Source organism: Streptomyces thermospinosisporus, assembly GCF_039526425.1.
Lineage (GTDB): Bacteria > Actinomycetota > Actinomycetes > Streptomycetales > Streptomycetaceae > Streptomyces > Streptomyces thermocarboxydovorans.
In genome coordinates this window covers 120132-136171 of sequence record NZ_BAAAIZ010000030.1, presented here as the reverse complement: position 1 = coordinate 136171, position 16040 = coordinate 120132, and the positions used below count along the sequence as shown (strand labels likewise).

General features: G+C 73.1%; 18 protein-coding genes and 1 pseudogene. 9 read left to right on the top strand and 10 right to left on the bottom strand.

Going from position 1 to position 16040, the window contains the following annotated elements; all coding sequences use genetic code 11:
- Positions 1–54: 54 nt before the first annotated feature.
- Complete coding sequence (locus ABD207_RS12065; protein WP_344012359.1) at positions 55–462, bottom strand: DUF6278 family protein; 408 nt, start codon at positions 460–462, stop codon at positions 55–57.
- A gap of 195 nt (positions 463–657) precedes the next feature.
- Here ABD207_RS12065 and ABD207_RS12060 point away from each other — a divergent pair, with 195 nt between their 5' ends.
- Entirely contained in the window at positions 658–2427 is a 1770-nt protein-coding gene (locus tag ABD207_RS12060; RefSeq protein ID WP_425580694.1) for an SGNH/GDSL hydrolase family protein, read from the top strand.
- 40 nt (positions 2428–2467) lie between these two features.
- Here ABD207_RS12060 and ABD207_RS12055 read toward each other — a convergent pair whose 3' ends face one another.
- From ABD207_RS12055 to ABD207_RS12040, 4 genes and pseudogenes are all read right to left on the bottom strand, one after another.
- On the bottom strand, positions 2468–3247 hold the full coding sequence (locus ABD207_RS12055) for an exodeoxyribonuclease III (protein WP_344012357.1): 780 nt from the start codon (positions 3245–3247) through the stop codon (positions 2468–2470).
- A 72-nt stretch (positions 3248–3319) separates the two neighbouring features.
- Positions 3320–3955 (bottom strand): MBL fold metallo-hydrolase, encoded by a 636-nt coding sequence (locus tag ABD207_RS12050; RefSeq protein WP_344012355.1) that lies wholly within the window; start codon positions 3953–3955, stop codon positions 3320–3322.
- A gap of 104 nt (positions 3956–4059) precedes the next feature.
- Entirely contained in the window at positions 4060–5358 is a 1299-nt protein-coding gene (gene pcaDC / locus ABD207_RS12045; protein ID WP_344012353.1) for a bifunctional 3-oxoadipate enol-lactonase/4-carboxymuconolactone decarboxylase PcaDC, read from the bottom strand.
- A 292-nt stretch (positions 5359–5650) separates the two neighbouring features.
- A pseudogene (locus ABD207_RS12040) lies at positions 5651–5779 on the bottom strand (RNA polymerase subunit sigma-24); the annotation flags it as partial.
- 193 nt (positions 5780–5972) lie between these two features.
- On the opposite strand from ABD207_RS12040, the gene ABD207_RS12035 reads away from it, so the two are divergent.
- Positions 5973–7136, top strand: coding sequence for a methyltransferase (locus tag ABD207_RS12035; RefSeq protein ID WP_425580693.1), 1164 nt, complete (start codon positions 5973–5975; stop codon positions 7134–7136).
- Between the two features lie 191 nt (positions 7137–7327).
- Here ABD207_RS12035 and ABD207_RS12030 read toward each other — a convergent pair whose 3' ends face one another.
- Positions 7328–7822, bottom strand: coding sequence for a PaaI family thioesterase (locus tag ABD207_RS12030; protein ID WP_344012349.1), 495 nt, complete (start codon positions 7820–7822; stop codon positions 7328–7330).
- Positions 7823–7929: 107 nt separating this feature from the next.
- Between ABD207_RS12030 and ABD207_RS12025 the strand changes: the two genes are divergently transcribed.
- Positions 7930–8397, top strand: coding sequence for a winged helix-turn-helix transcriptional regulator (locus tag ABD207_RS12025; RefSeq protein ID WP_344012393.1), 468 nt, complete (start codon positions 7930–7932; stop codon positions 8395–8397).
- Between the two features lie 7 nt (positions 8398–8404).
- Here the strand turns inward: ABD207_RS12025 and ABD207_RS12020 are convergent, their stop codons facing one another.
- Together ABD207_RS12020 and ABD207_RS12015 are read right to left on the bottom strand one after the other, a co-directional pair.
- Positions 8405–8815: a RidA family protein gene (locus ABD207_RS12020; protein ID WP_344012348.1), complete on the bottom strand. Its 411-nt coding sequence runs from the start codon at positions 8813–8815 to the stop codon at positions 8405–8407.
- Between the two features lie 58 nt (positions 8816–8873).
- Positions 8874–9302, bottom strand: coding sequence for a hypothetical protein (locus ABD207_RS12015; protein WP_344012347.1), 429 nt, complete (start codon positions 9300–9302; stop codon positions 8874–8876).
- Positions 9303–9458: 156 nt separating this feature from the next.
- Here ABD207_RS12015 and ABD207_RS12010 point away from each other — a divergent pair, with 156 nt between their 5' ends.
- Together ABD207_RS12010 and ABD207_RS12005 are read left to right on the top strand one after the other, a co-directional pair.
- Positions 9459–10163 (top strand): helix-turn-helix transcriptional regulator, encoded by a 705-nt coding sequence (locus ABD207_RS12010; protein WP_344012345.1) that lies wholly within the window; start codon positions 9459–9461, stop codon positions 10161–10163.
- Between the two features lie 168 nt (positions 10164–10331).
- Positions 10332–11426: a carboxylate-amine ligase gene (locus tag ABD207_RS12005; protein WP_344012343.1), complete on the top strand. Its 1095-nt coding sequence runs from the start codon at positions 10332–10334 to the stop codon at positions 11424–11426.
- 64 nt (positions 11427–11490) lie between these two features.
- Here the strand turns inward: ABD207_RS12005 and ABD207_RS12000 are convergent, their stop codons facing one another.
- Positions 11491–11799 (bottom strand): hypothetical protein, encoded by a 309-nt coding sequence (locus ABD207_RS12000; RefSeq protein WP_344012342.1) that lies wholly within the window; start codon positions 11797–11799, stop codon positions 11491–11493.
- A gap of 170 nt (positions 11800–11969) precedes the next feature.
- Between ABD207_RS12000 and ABD207_RS11995 the strand changes: the two genes are divergently transcribed.
- A complete protein-coding gene (locus tag ABD207_RS11995) occupies positions 11970–13301 on the top strand; it encodes a PP2C family protein-serine/threonine phosphatase (RefSeq protein ID WP_344012340.1) in 1332 nt (443 codons plus the stop codon).
- Positions 13302–13347: 46 nt separating this feature from the next.
- On the opposite strand, the gene ABD207_RS11990 is transcribed toward ABD207_RS11995, so the two are convergent.
- Positions 13348–14424 carry an alcohol dehydrogenase catalytic domain-containing protein gene (locus tag ABD207_RS11990; protein ID WP_344012338.1) on the bottom strand — a complete coding sequence of 359 codons (1077 nt, stop codon included), beginning with the start codon at positions 14422–14424 and terminating at the stop codon, positions 13348–13350.
- 199 nt (positions 14425–14623) lie between these two features.
- Between ABD207_RS11990 and ABD207_RS11985 the strand changes: the two genes are divergently transcribed.
- The 3 genes from ABD207_RS11985 to ABD207_RS11975 all read left to right on the top strand — a co-directional run.
- The gene (locus ABD207_RS11985) at positions 14624–15226 is read left to right on the top strand and encodes an Rv1733c family protein (RefSeq protein ID WP_425580692.1); all 603 of its coding nucleotides are present in this window, start codon (positions 14624–14626) and stop codon (positions 15224–15226) included.
- A gap of 77 nt (positions 15227–15303) precedes the next feature.
- On the top strand, positions 15304–15768 hold the full coding sequence (locus tag ABD207_RS11980; protein WP_344012334.1) for an Hsp20/alpha crystallin family protein: 465 nt from the start codon (positions 15304–15306) through the stop codon (positions 15766–15768).
- Between the two features lie 30 nt (positions 15769–15798).
- Positions 15799–16040, top strand: a 242-nt coding sequence (locus tag ABD207_RS11975; RefSeq protein WP_344012332.1) for a DUF1918 domain-containing protein, incomplete at its 3' end; no start/stop codon positions are given.

Genomic DNA, 16040 nt, shown 5'->3' with positions numbered 1-16040 from the left:
GCCGTATTTATGTCAGCTGTTTCCCGGCGCGCTTCTCCTCACGTCCCCGCGTCCTCATGTCTCCGAGACCTCGGCGTACAGCTGGGACAGCTCGGGCACGCCGCTGGCGGCCCAGGCGTGTCCCGCGTCCACGACGTCGAACTCCCGGCCGGAGGCCAGCCGCACGACGGGCTGGCCGTCGGAGCGGATCTCCCAGGCGGCGCCGGGCACGGTGCGCACGATGACGGTGCCGAGGTACAGGCCCGCGTCGTTGCCGAGCCAGGTCAGGGTCTCCTCGTCGTCCCGCCAGCCCGGGACCAGCTGGTCCAGCGCCTCCAGGGAGGCCGGGGAGTCGTCCAGCCGGACGCCCGCCCGGGACGCCTGGGAGCGCAGCATGTCGCACTCGGCGAGGAGCTCCGCGATGCCCTCGGGATCGGGCAGCCCCGCCTTCCGGTGCCGGTGGCCCAGGAAAGGGATGTTCATACCTCCAGCCTGTCATTCGGACCGTGTCGCGCACCACAGGCGCGCGGACCGCCGGCCGGGCGGCTTCCGGGACCGTTGTACCTCCGGTCGGCGCATGGCACGTTGACCGCCCCGGTCACACTGTCTAGCTTCTCGTTGCGGTCCGCGTCCGGCGCCGATGGCGGCACGCCGGGTGGAGGGACGGGAGGAGCCGGTGTGCGCCGATGGATCCGTAAGGCCGTGGTCCTGGCGGCCACCTGCGCCTGGCTGGTGCCGGCGACGGTCGTACGGGCCGCGTCCGACCCGCCCCCGTTACCCCTGGAGCTGCTCTTCGACAACGTGGCCGTCAGCGAGGACGCACGCCCGGACGAGGCGGACTTCGACGGCTTCGGCGCCTCCCTGTCCGCGCGGGACCTCACCGCGGCCGACTGGACCCCGGGCCGGGAACTCACCGTGCAGGGCGCCCGCCTGACCTGGCCGCGGTCCCGCCCGGGCGAGCCGGACAACGTACGGGCCTCCGGGCAGCAGGTGCGCCTGTACGGCGGGAGCGGCGACGCCCTCGCCTTCCTGGTGGCGGGCACGGCGGGCGGGGAGACCGGCGGTGCGGGCTCGGTCACCTACACCGACGGCAGCCGCAGCGCCTTCCGGCTGACGGCGCCCGACTGGCGGACCGGCCCCCTGGCCGAGAAGGCCGTCGCCCTGCCGCACGTCAACACCGAGGACGGCCAACTCGCCGAGCGGGCCCGGCTGTATGCGCGGACGGTGCCGCTGCTGCCGGGGCGGTCCGTGGCCTCGGTACGGCTGCCGCGGGCGCGCGGGCTGCATGTGTTCGCGCTGTCGGTGCGGGACATCTCGCAGGGCTGGACCGGCAGTTGGGCGGCGTCCACGTCCGGCAGGACGAGCGTGGGCCCGTGGACGGACCGGACGCTGCGGCTGGTGGTGCACACCTCGGTGGGCGGGTCACGGATCCGGCTGCGGTTCGAGAACACCTTCGCGGACGAGCCGGTGCGCATCGGCGGGGCGACGGTGGCGGTGCGGGCGTCCGGCGCCGAGGCCCGCCGGGAACCGGTGCGGCTGAGATTCCGGGGCCGCTCCGGGGTGGTGGTGCCGGCCGGGGCGCAGGCGTACAGCGACCCGCTGGGCTTCGCGGTGCCGGCGGACACCGATCTGCTGGTGAGCCTCCACCTTCCGGGCACGGTGCGGGACGCCCCCCTGCACGCCGAGGCCCTGCAGCGGTCGTATCTGAGCGAGCCGGGCGACCACACCGGTGACCGCTCCCCCGACGCGTTCCGGCCCGAGGTGACCACCTGGCCGCTGCTGACCGGGGTGGACGTCCCGGGCGGCCCGGGTTCGGTGGTGGTGCTCGGGAACTCGATCACCGACGGGATCAGGTCGACGCCGGACGCCAGCCGGCGCTGGACCGACGTACTGGCCGACCGGCTGCGCGCCCAGCACACGGTGCCCCGCTACGGGGTGCTCAACCACGGGATCTCCGGCAACCGTGTGCTCTCCGACCGGTATCCCGGCGACGGGGCGTCCTCCGACGTCGCCGGGGTGAGCGCGCTGCACCGCTTCGACCGGGACGTCCTCGCCCAGACCTCGGCCCGTACCGCGGTGGTGTTCATGGGCGTCAACGATCTGCGGTGGGGCTGGTCGCCGGACGAGGTGATCGAGGGTCTGCGCGAGCTGGTGGAGCGCGGCCGGGAGCGGGGCCTGCGGATGCTGGGGACGACGCTGCTGCCCTGCGAGGGCGAGTCGCGCTGCACGGCCGCCGTCGACGCGGGGCGGGTCGCGGTGAACGCGTGGATCCGCTCCTCGGGCGTCTTCGACGGTGTGCTGGACTTCGACGCGGTGCTGCGCGACCCGGAGCACCCGGCCCGGATGCTGCCCGCCTACGACAGCGGCGACCATCTGCATCCGGGCGACGCGGGCTACGCGGCGCTGGCCGGCTCGGTGGACCTGCGGGAGCTGGCGGCCGGGCCGTAGCCCGCTACACCTCCGGGCCCACCTGCACGTCGAGGCCCGCCTACACGTCCAGGTCCACCACGACCGGGGCGTGGTCGGAGGCGCCCTTGCCCTTGCGCTCCTCGCGGTCCACATAGGCGTCCTTGACCGCCTTGGCGAAGGGCTCGTTGCCGTACACCAGGTCGATGCGCATGCCCCGGTTCTTGGGGAAGCAGAGCTGGCGGTAGTCCCAGTACGTGAAGGGGCGGTCGTACTTCAGCGGGCGCGGGACGACGTCGGTGAGGCCGGTCTCGCGCAGCGAGGCGAGGGCGGCGCGCTCGGCGGGCGTGACATGGGTGGAGCCCTCGAAGGCGGCCCGGTCGTAGACGTCGTCGTCGGTGGGCGCGATGTTGTAGTCGCCGAGCACCGCGAACGGGCGGTCGCCCGCCGCGTCCCCGGCGACGGCGGCCTTCAGCGCCTCGATCCACTGGAGCTTGTAGGCGTAGTGCGGGTGGTCCACCTCGCGCCCGTTGGGCACGTACACCGACCACACGCGGACCGGGCCGCAGGTCGCGGAGATGGCGCGCGGCTCCACCGAGCCGTCGTAACCGGGGTCGCCGGGCAGCCCCTTGACGACGTCCTCGATGCCGACGCGGGAGAGCACCGCCACGCCGTTCCACCGGCCGGTGGCGTGGACCGCCGACTCGTAGCCCAGTTCGCGCAGTTGCTCGACCGGGAACTGCTCCTCGGCGACCTTGGCCTCCTGCAGGCACAGCACGTCCGTGCCGCTGCTCTCCAGCCAGGCGAGCAGCCTCGGCAGGCGGGCGGTGATCGAGTTCACGTTCCAGGTCGCGATGCGCATGTCTCACAACCTACCCGGAGGGTCCGACAACGCTCGACCACCGCCCGCCCCACGCCCCTGACGTGCGGTTTCTCAGAGGTCGGCCGAGGCTCCGGGGTCGAGCCGGAAGTGCTCGGCGCCGCCGAGGTTGCCGATGTGGCGGTCGTAGATCGGGCGGGCGAGGTCGGTGAGCAGGGCGTCGTGGATGTCGTAGGCGCGCCGGGGGCGCACCTCGCGGACGTAGTCGATGACCTCCGCGACCTTGCTCCAGGGGGCCATCACCGGCAGCATCAGCGTCTCCACCGGCTGGTCGGGCACGGTGAAGGCGTCGCCGGGGTGGAAGAGGGCGCCGCCGTCGACGAGGTAGCCGACGTTGGTGATGCGCGGGATGTCCGGGTGGATCACGGCGTGCAGCTCGCCGTGCACCTGCACGTCGAATCCGGCGGCGCTGAAGGTGTCGCCGTGGCCGACGGTGTGGATGCGGCCGGGGAACGCCGGGGCGAGCTGGTCGGCGACGGACTTCAGCGTCCACACCTGGACGCCGGGGTCGGCCTCGAGCGCGGCCCGCAGCCGCCCCTCGTCGAAGTGGTCGGGATGCTCGTGGGTGACCAGGATCGCCTCCGCACCGTGCGTGGCGTCCTCCTCGCTGAACCCTCCGGGGTCGAGCACGAGCACCCGTCCGTCCTTCTCCAGCCGGACGCAGGAGTGCGACTTCTTCGTGAGCTTCATGGGTCCATCCTGCATCGCCCTCCCGGGCGTTGCGTGACCGAACCTCCGCGCGGCGGCCCCGTCCTCCGGTGGCCGCGCCCGGCCCCGCCTCCCCTCGCCGGCGGCTACTCCTGCGGGGTCGTCTCCTCCAGGACCACCTGCTGGGCGATGCGGAACGCGCGGTTGGCCGCCGGGATGCCGGCGTAGACCGCGCCTTGGAGCAGGACCTCCTTGATCTCGGCGGGGGTGAGGCCGTTGCGCAGGGCGGCACGGACGTGCACCGCGAGGTCGTCCAGATGGCCGCCGGCGAGCAGGGCGCCGAGCGTGACGCAGCTACGGGCGCGCCGGTCGAGGCCGGGCCGGTCCCAGACCTCGCCCCAGGCGTAGCGGGTGACGAGCTCCTGGAAGTCGGCGGAGAAGTCGTCGGCCTCGGCGAGCACCCGGTCGACGTGGGCGTCGCCCAGCACCTCGCGGCGGATCTTGAGCCCGGCGTCGTACGGATCGGGCCGTCCGCAGGTCTGCGGGTCCGGTGCGGCCGGGGCGATCTCGCCGACCGGGCCGGTCTGCGGCGGCACGGCGGCCAGGGCCGGCTGGGCGGCGCCGGCGGGGAGGGCGGTCTGGCCGGTGCCGTACTCGACGGCGGGCTGCCAGGCGGTGGAGAAGTGCCGCACCAGCAGGTCGGTGACGGCGGCGGGCTGCTCCACCGGCACCAGGTGGGAGGCGCCGGGCACCACGGCGAGCCGGGCGTCGGGGATGCCGGCGACCAGCGTGCGGGCCTCGGCGGGCCCGGTGACCTGGTCCTCGGAGCCGACCAGCACCAGGGTCGGCACACCGATCCGGCCCAGCTCGGCGCGGACGTCGAAGGAGGCGAGGGCCTCGCAGGCGGCGATGTAGCAGCCGGGGTCGGTGGTGCGCACCATCTGCACGGCCCACTCGGTGATGGCGGGCTGCGCGGCGGCGAAACCGCCGGTGAACCAGCGGTCGGGTGCGGTGCGGGCCATCGGGTCCAGGCCGTTGGTCCGCACGATCACCCCGCGCTGGCGGAACTCGTCGGCGGTGCCGAAGCGGGGCGAGGCGGCGATCAGCGCCAGGGAGGCGACCCGCTCGGGGTGCCGCAGCGCCAGCTCGGTCCCGATCGCCCCGCCGAGCGCGCACCCGGCGTACCCGAACCGCTGCACGCCGAGCCCGTCGAGGGTGGCGAGCAGCCGTTCCATGAGCTCGCCGACGGAGTCGGCCGGATAGGCGGGGGCGCCGCCGTGCCCCGGCAGGTCGAACCGCATGACCCGCCACTGCTTGGTCAGCTCGGGGATCTGCCGGTCCCACATGTGCCAGGTGGTGCCGAGGGAAGGGCCCAGGATCAGTACGGGGAGGTGTTCCGGCCCGTCAAAGCGGTATTGCAGCGTTTCGGTCCTGGCTTCGGTCACGGGTTCACACCTTCATCTGTCACACACTGTCACACGTCCCCCGCGAGACCTCCCCATGCCTCCGCTGCCGGAGGCAGGCCCGCCACGTCCGGCTTCACGCACAACTTTTCGTCGCTCCTCGTCGACTTCACGTTCGTGTGCCCGGCCCCCATGGCGAGCAGGTGATCCGGCACCCCGCCTCTGGCGAGGAAGGTCAAGCATGACGCCCGAGCATCGTACAGACGGACCGTGCGAAGGCGGTTTTCGTCCGGCATTTTGCACGCCCGCGTCCGGGGCCCTGCTGCTCGGGAAGTCACTGCTTCTGATTGCGGGCCTGCCTCACTTCCCGGTCCACGGCCCAGGCGTCGGCGACCGGACCGAGGTGGCCGAGCTTTTCGGGGTTGATGACCGAGCGGATGGTCGCGATCTGCCCGTCGAGCACCGAGGGACCAGGACCGGCACTCCGCCGCGCGCGAGGCCGTCGGCGCGGTGCTGGCCGATGTGCGACGGTGGACCGGCGGGCCGGCGACCGACGACCGGGCTGTCCTGGCCGTCCGGCGCGAACGCCCCGGACGGACCTGACGGACTGAACGGAGCTGACGGAGCTGACGGACTGGACGGACCAGTCGGTCCGGATGGTCAACGGGCGGCGGCGCGCGGGGGATGATGAAGCGGTGAGCGACGACCAGAGCATTCGCTGGCTCGACGGTTCGGGGAGGGAGCACTGCGCCCGGTGGCGGTCGGAGAGCGGCGGACCGCCTCCGAAACAGGTGCTGGTGGCCGACGACCGGATGAACGCCGACACCGCCTTCCGCCTCGCCTGCGAGGGAACGTCGTTGCTGTGGCGCGGCGACTTCCACAACGCCCGTCAGCTGCTGAGCGCGATGGCGCGGCGCGCCGACCGGAAGCCCCCGAAACGCGGAGCCTCACCGCAGCAGAGCTTCCATCTGTACCGCCAGGCCCAGTCGAGACGTGCACGCATCCTGGGCATGCTGCTCCTGCCCGTGGAGGCCGGGCATGTGATCCCCCTGCGCCGGGCCCCGGACGTGCGCCTGGCCTGCGAGCAGGCGTACGGGCCGTGTCAGGAACCGTATGTGGTGTCGCTGCGCGAGCTGCAGGGCGTCCTCGGGGCGGGCGAATGGCGCCGCAAGGGCGTCCCGGTGCCGGCGCTCGGCGCGTCGGTCGTCCCGCACTACGGGGTCTTCTCCCCGGTGCGCGGCGAATACGTCGACCTGGTGGCCGAGGCACCGCTGCCGTCACCGGACACGGCCTTCGACATCGGTACCGGCACGGGTGTGCTCGCCGCCGTCCTGGCCCGGCGCGGCGTCCGGCAGGTCGTGGCCACGGACCTCGATCCCCGCGCCCTGGCCTGCGCGCAGCAGAACATCGACCGTCTGGGCGCGTCCGCCACCGTCGAGATCCGCCAGGCCGATCTGTTCCCCGACGGCCGGGCCTCCCTGATCGTCTGCAATCCGCCGTGGCTCCCCGGCCGGGCCCGGACGCCGCTGGAGCGCGCGGTGTACGACCCCGGAAGCCGGATGCTCCACGGCTTCCTCGCCGGGCTGTCCGCCCATCTGGAACCGGGCGGCGAGGGCTGGCTCATCATCTCCGACCTCGCCGAGCGCCTCGGACTGCGCGCCCCCACCGAGCTGACCGACCTGTTCACCCGGGCCGGCCTGACGGTGGCGGGACGCCTCGACGCCCGGCCGCTGCACCCCCGCGCCCAGGACCCGGCCGACCCGCTGCACGAGGCCCGCAAGGCGGAAGTCACCTCACTGTGGCGGCTGACGGCGGGCTGAGCACGGCCCGGTGGACCCTTTGGCCGAGCTGAGCACCATCCGCCGGACCCTTCGGCCGAGCTGGACACGGCCCGCCGGTGCTTCGGCCGCCTGGACACCGGCCGCCGGCCCCTTCGGCCGGAGCGAAGGCGGCCCTCCGGCCCACTCGCACGACCCGGCACAGCAACATGCCCCTCGCCGAGGCACGCACCTCAGCGCGCCGGGACCGGAAAGAGCATGCAGCTGCTGGTCGCGTGGGCCAGCAGCCGGTCCTCGGAGTCGCGCAGCTCCGCCTGTGCCAGGGCGGTGCGGCGCCCGGAGTTGAGGACGGTGCCGATGGCGCGGACCTTCCCGGTGTCGACGGTGATGGGGCGCAGGAACTTCAGGGTCAGGTCGAGCGAGGTGTAGCCCATGCCCTGCGGCAGCACGGTCTGCACCGCGCAGCCGGCCGCCGAGTCCAGGAGCGTGGCGTAGACGCCGCCGTGGACGCTGCCGATCGGGTTGTAGTGCTCCTCGCCCGGCACCAGCGCGAAGACCGCCCGGCCGTACTCGGCTTCCTCGAGCGTGATGCCCAGGGTGGCGGCGACCGGCGGGGCGGGCAGCTCCCCGTCCAGCATCTTCCGGATGAAGCCGAGACCGCTGTGATGAGGAACGGCTTCGGCGCAGACCGCGGGGTCCGCCCAGTCGTACGTCCGTGACCTGCGCATACCCGCTCCCGCCTCCGCTCGCCGCCGATCTGACTTCAGAATATGAAGCTAGATGGACAGACAGCTGGCTGTCAATATCGAAGCCAGCCTAGGATGGGCCCATGCCCATGAACTGGCTGGAGACGAGCACCGAGAACTGCACGGTCCAGCGGACGCTGGAGCTGGTCGGCGAGAAGTGGTCGCTGCTGCTGCTCCGGGACGCCATGAACGGCGTCCGGCGCTTCGACGACTTCCGGCGGCACGTCGGGCTCTCCGAAGCCGTACTGGCGAACCGGCTGCGCAAGTTGGTGGCCTCCGGGATCCTGGAGACCGTCGCCTACCGGGAGCCGGGCAGCAGGACCCGGCGCGAGTACCGGCTCACCCGCAAGGGCTGGGACCTGTGGCCCGCGATGATCGCGCTCAAGCAGTGGGGCGACCGCTACGCGGCGGACCCCGAGGGCCCGCCGCTGGAGGTCCGCCACGCCGACTGCGGCGAACCGCTCCAGGCAGTGATCGTGTGCGGCAAGGACCACGGTCCCCTGACGCCCCCACAGGCCCGCACCCGCCCGGGCCCTTCGGCACGTCCCAGGACCTGACGCGACGTCAGTCCGGCAGCGCCACGGTGAGGTCCACCTCGACGAGCTGTCCGGGAAAGCCCAACTGGGCCACGCCCAGCAGCGTGCTGGCGGTGGTGAACGCCGGACCCAGTCCGGACTCGGTGAGCCGGCGCCATGCGGTCGCGAGCATCTCCCGCTCGTCGCTCCGCACATAGATCACCGACCGCACCACGTGGTGTGGTCCGGCATCGACAGCCGCCAGGGCGGTGAGCGCGTTCGCCACCACCTGGTCGACCTGCTTCTCGAGGGAACCGGCACCGACGAGGTCGCCGTTCCGGTCGAGCGGGCACTGTCCCGCCAGGTGGGCCGTGCGCCCGGCCTCCACCACCGTGATGTGGTGGTAGCCGGGCGTCTTGTGCAGTTGCTCGGGATTGATACGCGTGATCTTCTCGGTCATGCCCGCGAGTCTGCCGAGCGTGACGCCGGAACGCATCAGAATTCCCGGGGCGGCGGCGCTACTGGGCGAGCAGCGTGATCCCCAGGGCGAGCAGAGCGGCGACCTTGGCGATCTCCAGGGCCACGTAGTACCAGTGGGCGCGCGAGCGGGGCAGGTCCTCGCCGGCCAGGACCCGGTCCGACCGGCGGTTCAACCGGGGGCGCACCACGCCGAGTTGCACGAGCAGCAGCCCGGCCACCACCGCGGTGAGTGCCACGACCGCGGCCGGCGGGCCGCCGACGGCCACCGCGATGACGACGGCGGCGGCCAGGACGGCCTCCGCGAGGTTCAGCGCGTGGAAGACCAGGCGGCCGATGCCCAGCCCGATCCGGATGGTGACCCCGGGAGCGCGGAATTTCAGGGGCGCCTCCAGGAAGGAGATCGCCAGCACCATGCCGAGCCAGACGAACACGACCGCGCCCGCTGCCGCGGCCGACGTGGTGTTCATGGATGCGTCGCCTCTCTGCCGTACCGGGAGCCGAGTTTCTACGACTATATCTGTAATAATTCGCCGCGCGGGTGGGGTCCTTGAGCGGGAAAGCGAGGCCCTGCGCCCGCTTGACAGGGGTCTGTTTCTACGATCCAGCTGTGTAAAATCGGCAGGGTGAGCGAGCGGACGTTGCAGGACCCGGTCGGCGCGCCCGTGGCGGGTGAGAGCCGGGCGCAGGTGCTCGACGTGCTGCGCGCCTCGCCCGAAGGGCTGGGTGTGCGGGAGATCGCCGAGCGGACGGGGCTGCACGCCAACACCGCCCGCTTCCATCTGGACACCCTCGTCAAGGAAGGCCTCGCCGAGCGCGGCACCGAGGGGGGCGGGCGGCCGGGCAGGCCCCGGGCCGTCTACCGTGCCGTCGCCTCCCGGATGCCGGCCGGCCGGCGCAGCTACCGTCTGCTCGCCCGGATGCTCACCGGCCTGGTCACCGAGGCCCTGCCGCAGCCGGCGCAGTCCGCGGTCGCCGCGGGCGAGGCCTGGGGCCGCTATCTCGCCGACACTCCCCCGCCGTCGCGGCGCGTCGGCCACGACGAGGCGGTCCGGCGGCTGACCCGGGTGCTCACCGACGTCGGCTTCGCGCCCGGCTCCGTCCAGGAGCGGCCGGACCCGGTGATCCCGCTGCACCACTGCCCGTTCCGCGAGATCGCCGCGGAGCACCGCGAGGTGGTGTGCTCGCTGCATCTGGGGCTGATGCGGGGTGTCCTGAAGGAGGTGCGCGCGCCCGTGAGCGTGGACCGGCTGGAGCCGTTCGTGGAGCCCTCGCTGTGCCTGGCCCGTCTCACTCGCGCGCAGGACGAGCAGGCGGCCGGCACCGTCTGATCGCCCGGTGCGGCGACGCGGCGGCCGGCCGGGGTTTACGGCGCGACCGGGTGCGGCACTCGGGGGCCGCGGGTGACTCCCGTGAGGAGTTCTCGCGGTGCGATGCACCGGCCGGGCGCATCGGGAGCCAGTCCGGCGGCACGGCCGGGCGGAACATGAGGGCTGTCGATGACGACGATCGGTGTCGAAGAGGAGTACCTGCTGCTCGACCCGGTCACGGGTCTGCCGGTACCCCTGGCGGACAAGGTGCGCGCCACGGCCGGCCTGGGGCATCTGGTGGCCGACCAGGAGGTGCACAGCGAGCTGCTGCAGGCGCAGGTGAGCGTGGCCACCCCGGTGTGCGGAACGCTGGAGGAGGCCGGCGGGCATCTGCTGCGGCTCAGGCACGCGGTCGGCGCGGCCGCCGAGGCGCACGGCTGCCGGATCGCGGCCTGCGGCACACCCCCGCTGCGGCACGGGCACCCCATGGCCGTCACCGACCAGGCCCCCTACCGGGCCCTGCTGGCCCGGGCGCCCCAGCTGGTGGCGGAGCAGCTGGTCAACGGCATGCATGTGTACATCGGCGTCCCCAGCCGGGAGACCGGGGTGCAGGTGCTGAACCGGATCCGGGTGTGGCTGCCGACCCTCACCGCGCTCTCCGCGAACTCCCCGCTGTGGGATGGTCACGACACCGGCTTCGCCAGCTGGCGCACCGTGATCTCCGGCCGCTGGCCGGTGAGCGGCATGCCCCCGCGCTTCACCGACCTCGCCGACCACGACCGGCGGGTGCGGCAGCTGCAGGACAGCGAGCTGATCTCGGACACCGGGCAGCTGTACTGGCAGGCCCGGCTGTCGGCCGAGCACCTCACCGTCGAGCTGCGGTGCCTGGATGTGCAGCTGCGCGCGGACGACGCGGTGATGGTGGCCGGCCTCGCCCGCGCCCTGGTGGAGACCGCGCTGGCCGAGACCGCAGCCGGCGCGCCCGTCCTCGACTGCGACCAGGAGCTGCTGCAGGCGAGCCTGTGGCACGCGGCCCGCCATGGCCTGAGCACCACCCTGGTCGATCCCTCGGGCCGGCAGCGGCGGGCCGGGGAGATGCTGTACGAGCTGCTGCGCCACGTCACTCCCGCACTGGACGCCGCCGACGACACCCGGCAGGTGACGGCCCTGGTGCACCGGCTGCTGCAGAACGGCACCGGCGCCGACCGGCAGCGCTCCGCCCTGTCCCAGGGCGGTCTGCCCGCCGTCACCGCACTGGTCACCGGCCGGGGCACCCTGCCCTGATCACCGGCCGGGTGCCCTGATCATCAGCCGGCCCCGACCTGTCACAACAGCGACCGCAGGGTGTTCAGGGGCGCGGGCGGATGCGGCGCCACCGGGGGCGGGCGTCGGCGCCCCGGCGTCCGGCGGCTGCGGCGCAGCGGCGGCACACCCGCTGCACCCGGTCGGCCGCGCCGCCGGACTCCGGGAAGACATCGGGCCAGGTCACGTGCGAGAAGCGGGTGAGCTGCGAGCGGCTGAGGGACAGCCCGCACACGGTCTCGTTGCGCCCCGGCTCCCAGGCGTGGACCTCGCCGGCGGGCAGTCTGCGCCGGCCCTCCTCCTGGTCGGTCCACTGGCCGGAGGCGGCGACGGCGTACCGCTTGCCTCGTCCCACGTGCTGCTCCTCTGCTCGCCGGGCCGGCCGGATCGGTGGACACTGGCTGACAGGTCCCACCGAAGCCGCCGTCCCACACGCGTGCGCCGGATGCGCGTGGGCGGGTACCCGGGGCGGGTGAGACTGGCTACCGGGTGAGATCCGGGCGCAGTGGCAGGTGAGGAGAGGGTATGACGCCTTCCGCCGGCGAGGACGGGACCAGGGGTGACGTGCCGCCGCTCATGAGTGACGAGGCCCTGGACCAGCTCCAGGCCGGTCTGGAGCGGCTGGCCCGCGCCCACGGGCGTCTACGGGCGCTGCTGGACGCCGTGGTGACCATCGGCAGCGCCCTGGAACTGGACGTGGTGCTGAACGCCATCACCGACTCGGCCCGCAAGCTGGTCGACGCGCGCTATGCCGCCATCGGCGTCCTGGACGACGAGGGAGAGTTCGTCGAGCTGATCACCTCCGGGTTCGGGGCGGACCGGTACCGGGAGCAGGGGGACCCGGAGCTTCCCCACGGGACGGGACTGCTGGGTGACCTGGTCCGGCGTATCGAGCCGATACGGGTCGACGACCTCGACTCGCATCCCCGGACGGCGGGCTTCCCCGAGGGGCATCCGGTGATGAAGACGATGCTGGGCGTGCCGATCGTGGTGCGCCGCACCGTCTACGGCAACCTCTACCTCACCGACAAGAAGGGCGGCAGCCCCTTCACGGACGACGACGAGGAGATCGTCACGGCCCTGGCGAGCGCCGCGGGCGTGGCCATCGAGAACGCCCGCCTGTTCGAGCAACTGCGCCGGGCCACCGAGGAGTTCCAGCGCCGCCTGCTGCCTCGCCTGCCCGATCTGCCGGGCCTCGGCCTGCAGGCCCGCTACGAGCCCTCCACCCGGGCGCCCCGCATCGGCGGCGACTGGTACGACCTGATCCATCTGCCCGGCGGCATCCCCTGCCTCATGGTGGGCGACGTGATGGGCCACGGCCTGGAGTCGGCCACTCTGATGAGCCGGATCAGCAACGCCCTGCGGGTGATCGCCTACCAGGAGCAGGGGCCGCCCAGCCGCATCCTGGGGCATCTGGACGAGCTCCTGCACGACATCCAGGGCGGACCGATGGCCACGGTGGTGGTGGCACGTCTGGAGGCCCCCGCCGCCGACGGCAGCCGTCTGATGCGCTGGGCCCAGGCGGGCCATGTCCCGCCCCTCCTGGTCACGACGGATCACCAGGCCCGTTATCTGGAGGGCGAGGCGGGCGGTCATCCCCTGGGCGTCGATCCGGACCTGCTGCGGCCCGATCACGAGGTGGTCCTGCCGCCCGGTGCGACCGTCCTGCTGCACACGGACGGGCTGATCGAACACCGCGGCCAGTCCCTCACCGAGGGCATGCGCACCGCCGCCCATGTCGCGGCCCGGCACGCCGTCCTCCCGCTCGACACCCTGTGCGACGCCCTGCTGGCGGCACGCGTCGACAACCTGCAGGACGACATCGCCCTGCTCGCCGCCCGCCTCCGCACCCCGTGAACCGGACCTGCGCCGCCCGGCCGTACGCCGACGCCGGTCACCGGCCCTACGCCGACGCCAGCTCCCGTCCCGTCTCCTGGCGCTCGGCCTCCCGCGTCCTCCGGTGCAGCACCACCTTCAGCGCGCCGGTGTCGGGACCGCTGGAGAAGGTGTCGTAGGCGTCCTCCGCGCGGTCGAGGCCGAACCGGTGCGTCACCAGCGGGGAGACCGTCAGGCGCCCCAGGGACAGCAGGTCGATCAGCCAGGGCGTGGAGGAGGTGTCCACCTGGCCGGTGCTGATCGTCACGTTCCTGCGCCACAGGCACTCGAGGTGCAGCGTGGCCGGCTTGCCGTGGTGGCCGATGTTGGCGAGGCGCCCGCCCGTGCGGACCGCGCGGGTGGCCAGCAGGAAGCTGTCGGGGTCGCCCGCCGCCTCGATGACCACGTCGGCTCCCGGCCCGTCGGAGAGGTCGGCGAGCAGCCGTCCGGGCAGCTGGGCGGCGTCGGCGCCGAGGCGCAGCGCGGCCCGCAGCCGGGCGTCGGACAGGTCCACGGCGACGATCCGCCGGGGTGCGTAGAGGCGGGCGACGGACACGGCGGCGAGTCCCACCGGGCCCGCGCCCACGATCACGACCGTGTCTTTGGGGCCGACGCGTCCCTTGCGGACCCCCACCTCGTAGGCCGTGGGGAGGACCTCGGCGAGCAGGACGGCGTCGTCGAGGGAGAGGTGGGCGGGCCGGCGGTGGGTGGCGTAATCGGCGAAGGGGACGCGCACGTACTCGGCCTGGGTCCCGTTGATGACGTTGCCGAGGACCCATCCCCCGCCGCCGCGGCACTGCCCGTAGCGGGAGTCGCGGCACGGCGCGCAGCGTCCGCAGCCGGAGACGGACGAGACGATCACCTGGTCCCCCGGCCGCCGGTCATGCACCTCGGGACCGGCCTCGATCACCTCGCCGACGGCCTCGTGGCCGAGGACCGTCCCCGGCCGCACCTCGGGCAGTTCGCCTCGGCGGATGTGCAGGTCGCTGCCGCAGACGGCGGCCGCCTCGACGCGTACCAGGACGTCGGTGGCCTCCTGGACCGAGGGATCCGGAACGGTGTCCCAGGAGATCCGCCCGGGACCGTGGTAGACGAGTCCTCGCATCGCTGCTCACTCCCTCGCCACCTCGTCTCAACCGTCTCCTTCCCCGGCCGGGACGGCAACCCCCGAGGCCGGCCGGCTCTCGGCCAGGGACCTTCGGCCCTGTGACCGACGTCTCATCTGTCCGATGGTGGTGGAAAAGGAAAAACCGCCAGTTTCCCACTGGAGGCCGGACGATCAGCTTTCCTGTGGAGGCCGGACGATGAGTGCAGCACAGCCACCGCACGCGTCCGGGCGGCCAGCGCCCGAGGGTCCCGCGCCGAAGGGCAGGAACCCGTTGATCCGGACGTCGGACCGGGTGGAGGCCTGGCTCCGCCGTGCCCTGCTGCTGGTCCTCGTCGCCGGTATGCCGCTGGCCGCCATCGCCGCGGGCACGGCGGCGTACGAAAGGGCGATGCACACCGTGCAGGTCCAGGCGGCCGATCGGCAGCAGGTCAGTGCCGAGCTGATCTCCGGCACCGTGGACGCGTACCACGGGGCCAAACAGCAGGCACAGGTCCGCTGGTCCGAGGAGGACGGCACCGTCCGTACGGGCACCGCCCTGGTCGACGCCGACACCCCCAAGGGGGCCACCGTGAAGGTGTGGGTCGACCGGGACGGTTACGTCACCAGCCCGCCGATGACCGACATGCAGGCGATGGCCAACGCCTTGTTCACGGGAGGTCTGACCACGCTCGGTGTGGTGGCCGCGACCAGTGCGGCACACGCACTGCTGCGCGCGGCACTGGACCGGCGGCGGTACGCGCAGTGGGAGGCCGAGTGGAGTGCGGTGGAGCCCGAATGGGCGGCCCGCTTCCACCGGTGAGGGCCGGGAGCACCCGGCCCGGGCGGTACCTGCAAGCCGGCCTTGAGAAGGCCCACTCGCAACGAGGAGGAACAAACATGACGCAGCCCACCCAGCACAACCCGCTGACCGTCTGGAACCCCCTGCGGGAGCTGGAGGATCTGCAGGCGCGGATGGATCACCTTCTGCGCACCACCTTCCCCTTCCCGGGAGCCGGCTTCCCCGAGAACGGCGGGTCCGACGCGTGGATGCCGGCGGCCGACGTCGAGGAGACCGAGGACGCCTACCTGGTCGAGCTCGAGCTGCCGGGGGTGAAGAAGGATCAGATCACCGTGGAGGTCAGCGAGGGCGAGCTGGCGATCCACGGCGAGATCAAGGAGAAGGAACGCGCAGGCGTGATCCGGCGGAACACCCGCCGCGTCGGCCGGTTCGAGTACCGCATGGCCCTGCCGAGCAACGTCGACACGGAGCACATCGGTGCCGAACTCACCGAGGGGATCCTCACCGTGCGCGTCCCGAAGGCCGAGAAGAGCAAGCCGCAGCGGATCGAGATCCGCGGCTGAGCGCCTGCGGCGCGAGGAAAGGGCCTGATCATGCGAGCACACCTCGGCGATCAACTCGTCGTCGAGAGTCCGGCCACCGGCGCCGTCCGGCGCGACGGTGAGATCGTCGGGCTGCACCACGCCGACGGCACACCTCCGTACGACGTGCGCTGGTCGGACACCGACGAGGTGACGCTGGTGTTCCCCGGGCCCGACGCGCACATCCGGCACGTGGGTCACGCGCCGGACACGGGGCAGCCGGCTCCCCCGTCCGCGAGGACCGCGGACACCGG